Source organism: Neoroseomonas rubea (assembly GCF_016106015.1).
GTDB classification, from domain to species: domain Bacteria; phylum Pseudomonadota; class Alphaproteobacteria; order Acetobacterales; family Acetobacteraceae; genus Neoroseomonas; species Neoroseomonas rubea.
Genome location: NZ_JACADQ010000243.1, coordinates 1 through 6,410, shown reverse-complemented (window position 1 = coordinate 6,410; position 6,410 = coordinate 1). Strand labels below are relative to the sequence as shown.

The 6,410-nt window shown below is 69.9% G+C and carries 7 protein-coding genes; 5 read left to right on the top strand and 2 right to left on the bottom strand.

Annotated elements, in window-relative coordinates; genetic code table 11:
- The first annotated feature begins 137 nt into the window (after positions 1 to 137).
- From HW577_RS18330 to ctrA, 5 genes are all read left to right on the top strand, one after another.
- A complete protein-coding gene (locus HW577_RS18330; protein WP_198377588.1) occupies positions 138 to 1,160 on the top strand; it encodes a zinc-binding dehydrogenase in 1,023 nt (340 codons plus the stop codon).
- Positions 1,147 to 2,055, top strand: coding sequence for a lipid A biosynthesis lauroyl acyltransferase (locus tag HW577_RS18325; RefSeq protein ID WP_198377587.1), 909 nt, complete (start codon positions 1,147 to 1,149; stop codon positions 2,053 to 2,055). The genes HW577_RS18330 and HW577_RS18325 overlap by 14 nt, the downstream gene beginning before the upstream one ends.
- Before the next feature lie 103 nt (positions 2,056 to 2,158).
- Positions 2,159 to 2,806, top strand: a complete 648-nt coding sequence (locus HW577_RS18320) for a hypothetical protein (RefSeq protein ID WP_198377586.1) — start codon at positions 2,159 to 2,161, stop codon at positions 2,804 to 2,806.
- Positions 2,807 to 2,929: 123 nt separating this feature from the next.
- Positions 2,930 to 3,745 (top strand): alpha/beta hydrolase, encoded by an 816-nt coding sequence (locus HW577_RS18315; protein ID WP_332837756.1) that lies wholly within the window; start codon positions 2,930 to 2,932, stop codon positions 3,743 to 3,745.
- 143 nt (positions 3,746 to 3,888) lie between these two features.
- Positions 3,889 to 4,632: a response regulator transcription factor CtrA gene (gene ctrA, locus HW577_RS18310; protein ID WP_198377584.1), complete on the top strand. Its 744-nt coding sequence runs from the start codon at positions 3,889 to 3,891 to the stop codon at positions 4,630 to 4,632.
- Between the two features lie 341 nt (positions 4,633 to 4,973).
- Here the strand turns inward: ctrA and HW577_RS18305 are convergent, their stop codons facing one another.
- The gene (locus HW577_RS18305; RefSeq protein WP_198377583.1) at positions 4,974 to 5,801 is read right to left on the bottom strand and encodes a CheR family methyltransferase; all 828 of its coding nucleotides are present in this window, start codon (positions 5,799 to 5,801) and stop codon (positions 4,974 to 4,976) included.
- Positions 5,798 to 6,410 (bottom strand): CheB methylesterase domain-containing protein (locus tag HW577_RS18300; RefSeq protein ID WP_198377582.1); only part of this gene is annotated, 613 nt, incomplete at its 5' end. The genes HW577_RS18305 and HW577_RS18300, both read right to left, overlap by 4 nt.

Genomic DNA, 6,410 nt, shown 5'->3' with positions numbered 1-6,410 from the left:
AGAACCTCCCCCGCGCCCCCTCCCTTCTTTGGATACCTGGCACCGCCCCTTGCGGTCCGTCCCCAATTGGCAAAGAAGGTTGAGGGGGGTTCGGGGGGAGAAGTTCCCTTCTCCCCCCGCCTTCCTGGGAGACTCTGATGCGCGCCTTGCGCCTGCACGCCGACCGCGACCTGCGCCTTGAGGAGGTCCCGCCCCCGCCGCCCCCCGGCCCGGGCGAGGTGACGCTGCGCATCCATGCGGTGGCGCTGAACCACATTGATGTCTGGGGCTTCCGCGGGATGGCCTTTGCCAAGCGGGAGATGCCGCTGATCGTGGGCGCGGAGGCGGTGGGCGAGGTCGTGGCCGTCGGCGAGGGCGTCACGACCTGGAAGGTGGGCGACCGCGCTGCACCCTATGGCGCGCTGACCTGCGGGACCTGCCGCCGCTGCCTCAAGGGCGAGGACAACCTCTGCGAGAATGTCCGCGGCGTGAAGGGCTTCCATGTCGGCGGCTTCGCCTGCGAGCTGGTGAACCAGGAAGCGCGGCTGCTGGTGCGCGTGCCCGACGGGCTGTCGTGGGAGGACGCCTCCTGCGGCACCATCACCTTCTCCACCGTCGAGCACATGCTGTTCGACAATGCGAAGCTGGAACCGGGCGAGACGATCCTGGTGCATGCGGCGGGATCGGGCATCGGCACCGTCGCGGTGCGCATCGCAAAGGACATGGGCTGCACCGTGATCGCGACCGCAGGCGACGACGAGAAATGCGCCAAGGCGCGCGCGCTGGGCGCCGACCATGTGGTGAACTACTCCACGCAGAACTTCCCGACCGTCGCGCGGCGCGTGACGAACAAGGTCGGCGTGGACGTGGTGTTCGAGCATGTGGGCGCCGCGACCTGGGCGGGCAGCCTGCTGGCGCTGCGCATGGGCGGGCGGCTCGTCACCTGCGGCTCGACCAGCGGCGTCAGCGCCGAGACGAACCTGATGATGATCTTCCAGCGGCAGCTGCGCATCTTCGGGTCCTTCGGCGCGTCGATGCGCAACATCGCCGATGGCTACGCCAAGATGGCGCGCGGCATCCTGCCGGTGCTGGACACGGTGCTGCCGATCGAGCGGTTCGAGGACGGGCTCGCGCGGCTCGAGAGCCGCCGCGTCTTCGGGAAGATCGTTGTTACGCTTTAAGTACAGGCTGTGGCGCATCGCGGATGCGGCCTTCGGGCTGCTGATGCGCGGCGTCTTCGCGCTGCTGCGCCTGCTCGGGCCCGATCGCGGCCCGGGGATCGGCGCGGCGCTTGCACGCGCGCTCGGGCCGCTGACCTCGGCCAACAGGATCGCGCGGGAGAACATTGCCGCCGCCTTCCCGGAGAAGACCGAGGCCGATCGCGCGGAGATCCTGCGGGAGGCGTGGGACAATCTCGGCCGCGTCGCCTGCGAATACGTCCATATGGACCGGATCTGGGACTTCGACCCCGCCAATCCGGGTGCTGGGCGCATCACGGCCACGCCCGAGACCGTCGCGCTCTATGAAAGGCTGCGGGAGGACGGCAAGCCCGCGATCGTCTTCTCCGCCCATCTGGCGAACTGGGAATTGCCCGCGATCGCGGCCGCGCGGCACGGGATCGACAGCGCGGTGCTGTATCGCACCCCGAACAGCCCCGCGGTCGCCAAGGAGATCCTCCGCCTGCGCCAGGACAGCATGGGCACGCTGGTCGCGGCGGGCATGAGCGCGCCCTTCAAGCTGGCCAAGGCGCTGGAGCGCGGCCAGCACATCGGCATGCTGGTGGACCAGCGCTTCGGCCGCGGCCCGCGCATCACCTTCATGGGCCGCCCGGCCTTCGCCAACCCGCTGCTGGCGCAACTCGCCCGCCGCTTCGACTGCCCCGTGCACGGCGCGCGCGCCATCCGCCTGCCCGGCGGCCGCTTCCGGCTCGACCTGACGGAGGAGATCGCCCTGCCGCGCGACGCGGAAGGGCTAATCGACGTGGAGGGCGCGACCCAGGCGATGAACACGGTGATCGAGGGCTGGGTGCGGGAACATCCGGGCCAGTGGCTGTGGATGCATCGGCGCTGGCGTTAGCGCCGATGCCGGCCCGGACCGCCTCCGCGACCGGGTGATCCGCGGCACGGCATCGGCGCGCGGCGGGTGGGACATTCGCCGCGCAGCCCCGCGGAGCCTTGCCATGGACCTGTCCCCCCGCCGCCGCAGGATCCTCGACCGGATCGTGCCGAGCGTCGTCCCCAGCGTCTCCGGCACTGCGGCCTTCCGCAAGATCGATGCGCGATGGGCGCCCAATGCCGGCTACACCACCTGCGGCGGGCTGCCGGCCTATGTGGCGGGCATGCTCGGCCTGACGGCGGAGGGTGCCGCGACGCGCATCAACACCGGCGGCGGCCTGGCGGGGATGCGCAACGCCGGCATCGCCACCGGGTCCTGGGTCCACAACGGCGCCGGAGAGCGCCGCCGCGCGATCATGGCCGGCGGCCAGCCCGCGCGGCTGAAGCCGGGGGATTTCTACCTTCTGTGCAGCGGCAGCGCGGAGCGGCACGAGACGGGCTGCAACTGCATCGCGCCCGTGAAGCCGGAGGAGGCCAACAAGTACAAGGGTGCGACGATCGAGCATGTCGGCATCATCGTCAGCGCCGCGGGCAACCTCTGGCGCACCGCAGATGCCGGGCAGGGGAACCAGCAGGTGCAGCTCGCCCTATATATCTGGCGCCAGTTCAATCCGGCAACGCAGCAGATTGCCGGGGAGAGCGACAGGTTCGGCAAGCCGATGCGCCGGCTCTGCGGCTGGATCGACGTGGATCGATTCCCCTTCCTGACCTGACCGGGACGCCCGAGACTCCGCCGCGAGGCCAGGCGGAGGCGACGGGCGATGCGGCAGGCGATGGTGAAGGCGGGCGTGCTCGAGGTGGCGGTGGAACTGCACGGGCCGGCGGATGGGCCGCCCGTGATCCTGCTGCATGGCTTCCCCGACGATGCGCGGGCCTGGGACGGGGTGGCGCCGGCGCTGGCCGCGGCGGGTCATTTCGTGGTGGTGCCCTATCTGCGCGGCTACGGGCCGACGCGCTTCCTGGATGCGGCAACGCCGCGATCCGGGCAGCAGGCGGCGCTGGGGGCGGACCTGCTGGCGCTGATGGATGCGATGGGCATCGGGCGGGCGCTGCTTGCCGGCTATGACTGGGGCGGGCGGGCGGCCTGCGTGGTGTCGGCGCTGTGGCCGGAGCGTGTGGCCGGGCTGGTCTCCGCCAATGGCTACAACATCCAGGACATTGCGGGCTCGATCCGGCCGGCGCCGGCGGAGCAGGAACAGCGCTACTGGTACCAATGGTATCTTCACACCGACCGGGGGGCGGCGGGGCTGGCGGCCGACCGGGACGGGTTCTGTCGCCTTCTCTGGCGTTCATGGTCCCCGGGGTGGCGGTTCACGGATGCCGAATACGCGCGCACGGCGGAAAGCTTCCGTAACCCCGATTTCGTTGACGTTTCCGTTCACTCGTACCGCCATCGGCACCGCGCCGCGGCCGGAGACCCGGCTCTGGACGCGATCGAGGCGCGTTTGGCGGCCCGCCCGAAGATCACAATTTCGTGTGTTGTCTTGCACGGCGCGGAGGACGGGGTCGATCCGCCTGCGAACAGCATCGGCTGTGAATCGCGGTTTTCCGGCCTTTTCCGGCGGGAGGTGATTCCGGGGGCGGGTCACTTTATCCCCCGCGAGGCACCGCAACCCTGGGTGGTATCCCTGCTCGGTCTAGGCATACCGTGAAGTGTCGCTGAACGTCGCGTTCTTAACCTATCTGATCGTTTAAATTGTCTAGGTCTCATTCTTGAGAGGTTAAATGGCGAAAATTCGCTTGATGATACCCGTCCTGGTGGTATCCTCATCTCACGGAACGAGAGGACACCAAAATGCGCGTCTTATTGGTTGAAGATGATCTCACCACAGCACGCGGCATCACAATGATGCTCCGTCAGGGCGCCATGATCGTCGACACGGCCGACACGGGCGAGGAGGCGGTCGAACTGGCCCGCCTCTATGACTACGACATCGTCATCCTCGACCTGATCCTGCCCGACATCGACGGATCCGAGGTCGTCCGCCGCCTCCGCGCCGCGCGCATCGAGACGCCGGTCCTCATCCTCTCGGGCGTCTCCCGCCCCCAGACCAAGGTGAAGGTCTTCGGCATGGGCGCCGACGACTTCATCACCAAGCCCTTCGACCAGCAGGAACTGGTGGCCCGCATCCAGGCCATCGTGCGCCGCGCCAAGGGCTTCAGCCAGCCGACGCTGGCCGTCGGCCCGCTCAACCTCAACCTCGGCTCGCGCGAGGTCACCGTGTCCGGCAAGACCGTGCACCTGACCGGCAAGGAATACGCCATCCTGGAACTGCTCGCGCTCCGCAAGGGCGTGGTCATGACGAAGGAGGCCTTCCTCAACCACCTCTACGGCGGCATCGACGAGCCTGAGGTGAAGATCATCGACGTCTTCATCTGCAAGCTGCGCAAGAAGCTCACCCAGGCCGGCGCGCCCGACCTGATCGGCACGGTCTGGGGCCGCGGCTACGTGCTGCGCGAACCGAACCAGGGCCGCACCCCCGCCTGGCAGGCGCCCGCCGTCGGCACCGCCGCGAGCCTGGACGTGCGCGCCGCCTGACATCCTTCTCTCCCCCGGCCAAAAGGGCCGGACTTCTCGGTTCCCAACTCGCGCCGCGGAAAATCCGCGGCGCGATTTTTTTGTCCCCCCCGCCAGGACGCGGCGGACGACAGCCCGCAGCCGCGGCTCGGTCGTCGCTCGTCGCAGGATCCTGCCACCGCGAATGCGGGAAGATCGCATCAGGCCGGACGCGACCCTGATGCAGGCCGCATGACGGCCGAAGCATCGCCGGACGCGATGCGCGTCTGCCGCGAGACCACAGGCGACCGGCCGCGCGAAGCGTCCCGCACAGCGGGCCAAGGCGTGATGCGAAGGCGCTGTTCGCGCCTTCGCCGCGTGTCTCAGCCGGCCTTCGCCGTCGCCCGCGCGGGCTCGTACACGCCGCGCTCGCCCGGCGCCGGAACCAGCCGCTCGGTCAGGCCGAGCACCGTCTCCGCGCCGCCGAGATAGACCACGCCATCCGGCGCCAGCATCCCCGCCAGCGTGCCGAGCACGCGCGACTTGGTCGGCGCGTCGAAATAGATCAGCACGTTGCGGCAGAAGATGATGTCGAAGCGCCCAAGCGTGCGCGGATCCTCCATCAGGTTGAAGAACTGCCAGCGCACCTGCGCGCGCAGCTCGGGCGCCACGCGCCAGCGCTGCCCCTCCTGCCGGAAATGCTTCACCAGCATCGTCACCGGCAGGCCGCGCTGCACCTCGAACTGGGTGAAGACGCCTTCCTGCGCGCGATCGAGCATCTCGCGCGAAATGTCGGTGCCGAGGATGTCGAGCTTCCGCCCGCCGAGCGCCGGGCCGAGCTCGGCCGCGGTCATCGCGATCGAATAGGCTTCCTGGCCGGAGGAACAGGCCGCCGACCAGACCCGGATCGGCTGGCCGGGCGGGCGCGCCGCCGCCAGCTTCGGCAGCAGCTTCTTCAGATGCTCGAAGGGCTTGCCGTCGCGGAAGAAGGAACTCTCATTGGTGGTGAGCGCCTCCACCACTTCCGCGGCCAGCGCCTCGGCCCGCGGCGCGCGCAGGCGCACGGCCAGCGCGTCGAGACCCTGCAGCGACTCGCGCCGCAGCATGGGGCCAAGCCGGGTCTCGAGCATGTAGCCCTTGTCCGCGGTCAGCACGATGCCTGACCGTGCCTTCACCAGGCCGGCAAGGAAGTTGAAGCTGTCCGGCGTCATGCGATCACCCTTTCGGCCGCGATCGCGGCAATGCGGTCCGCCAGCGCCTCGGGCGGCGCCAGCAGGGTCGGCAGGCCCGCCCGCGCAACGGCGCCGGGCATGCCCCAAACCACGGAACTGGCCTCGTCCTGGGCCAGGATCTCGCCGCCCGCCGCAGCGACGGCGCGGCAGCCGGCAAGCCCGTCATGGCCCATGCCCGTCAGGATCACGGCCGTGATCCTGCCGCCCGCTGCCTTGACCGCGCTGCGCAGCATCGGGTCCACCGCGGGGCGGCAGAAATTCTCTGGCGGATCGCTCGTCAGCCGCGCGCGGAACGCGCCCTGCTGCCCTTCGACCAGCAGGTGCCGGTCGCCGGGCGCAAGGTAGATCCGCCCGGCGGCGAGCGCCTCGCCATCGACCGCCTCAGCACAGCGCAGCGTGCCGAGCCGGTCGAGATGCTCGGCCAGCATGGTCGTGAAGCCGGGCGGCATGTGCTGCACCACCACGACAGGCAGGGGCAGCCGCGGCAGCCGCTTCACCAGCGCGGCAAGCGCCTGCGGCCCGCCGGTCGAACAGCCGATCGCGATCAGGTGCGGGCGGCCGGCGGACGCGACTCGCGCGCCGCGCGCC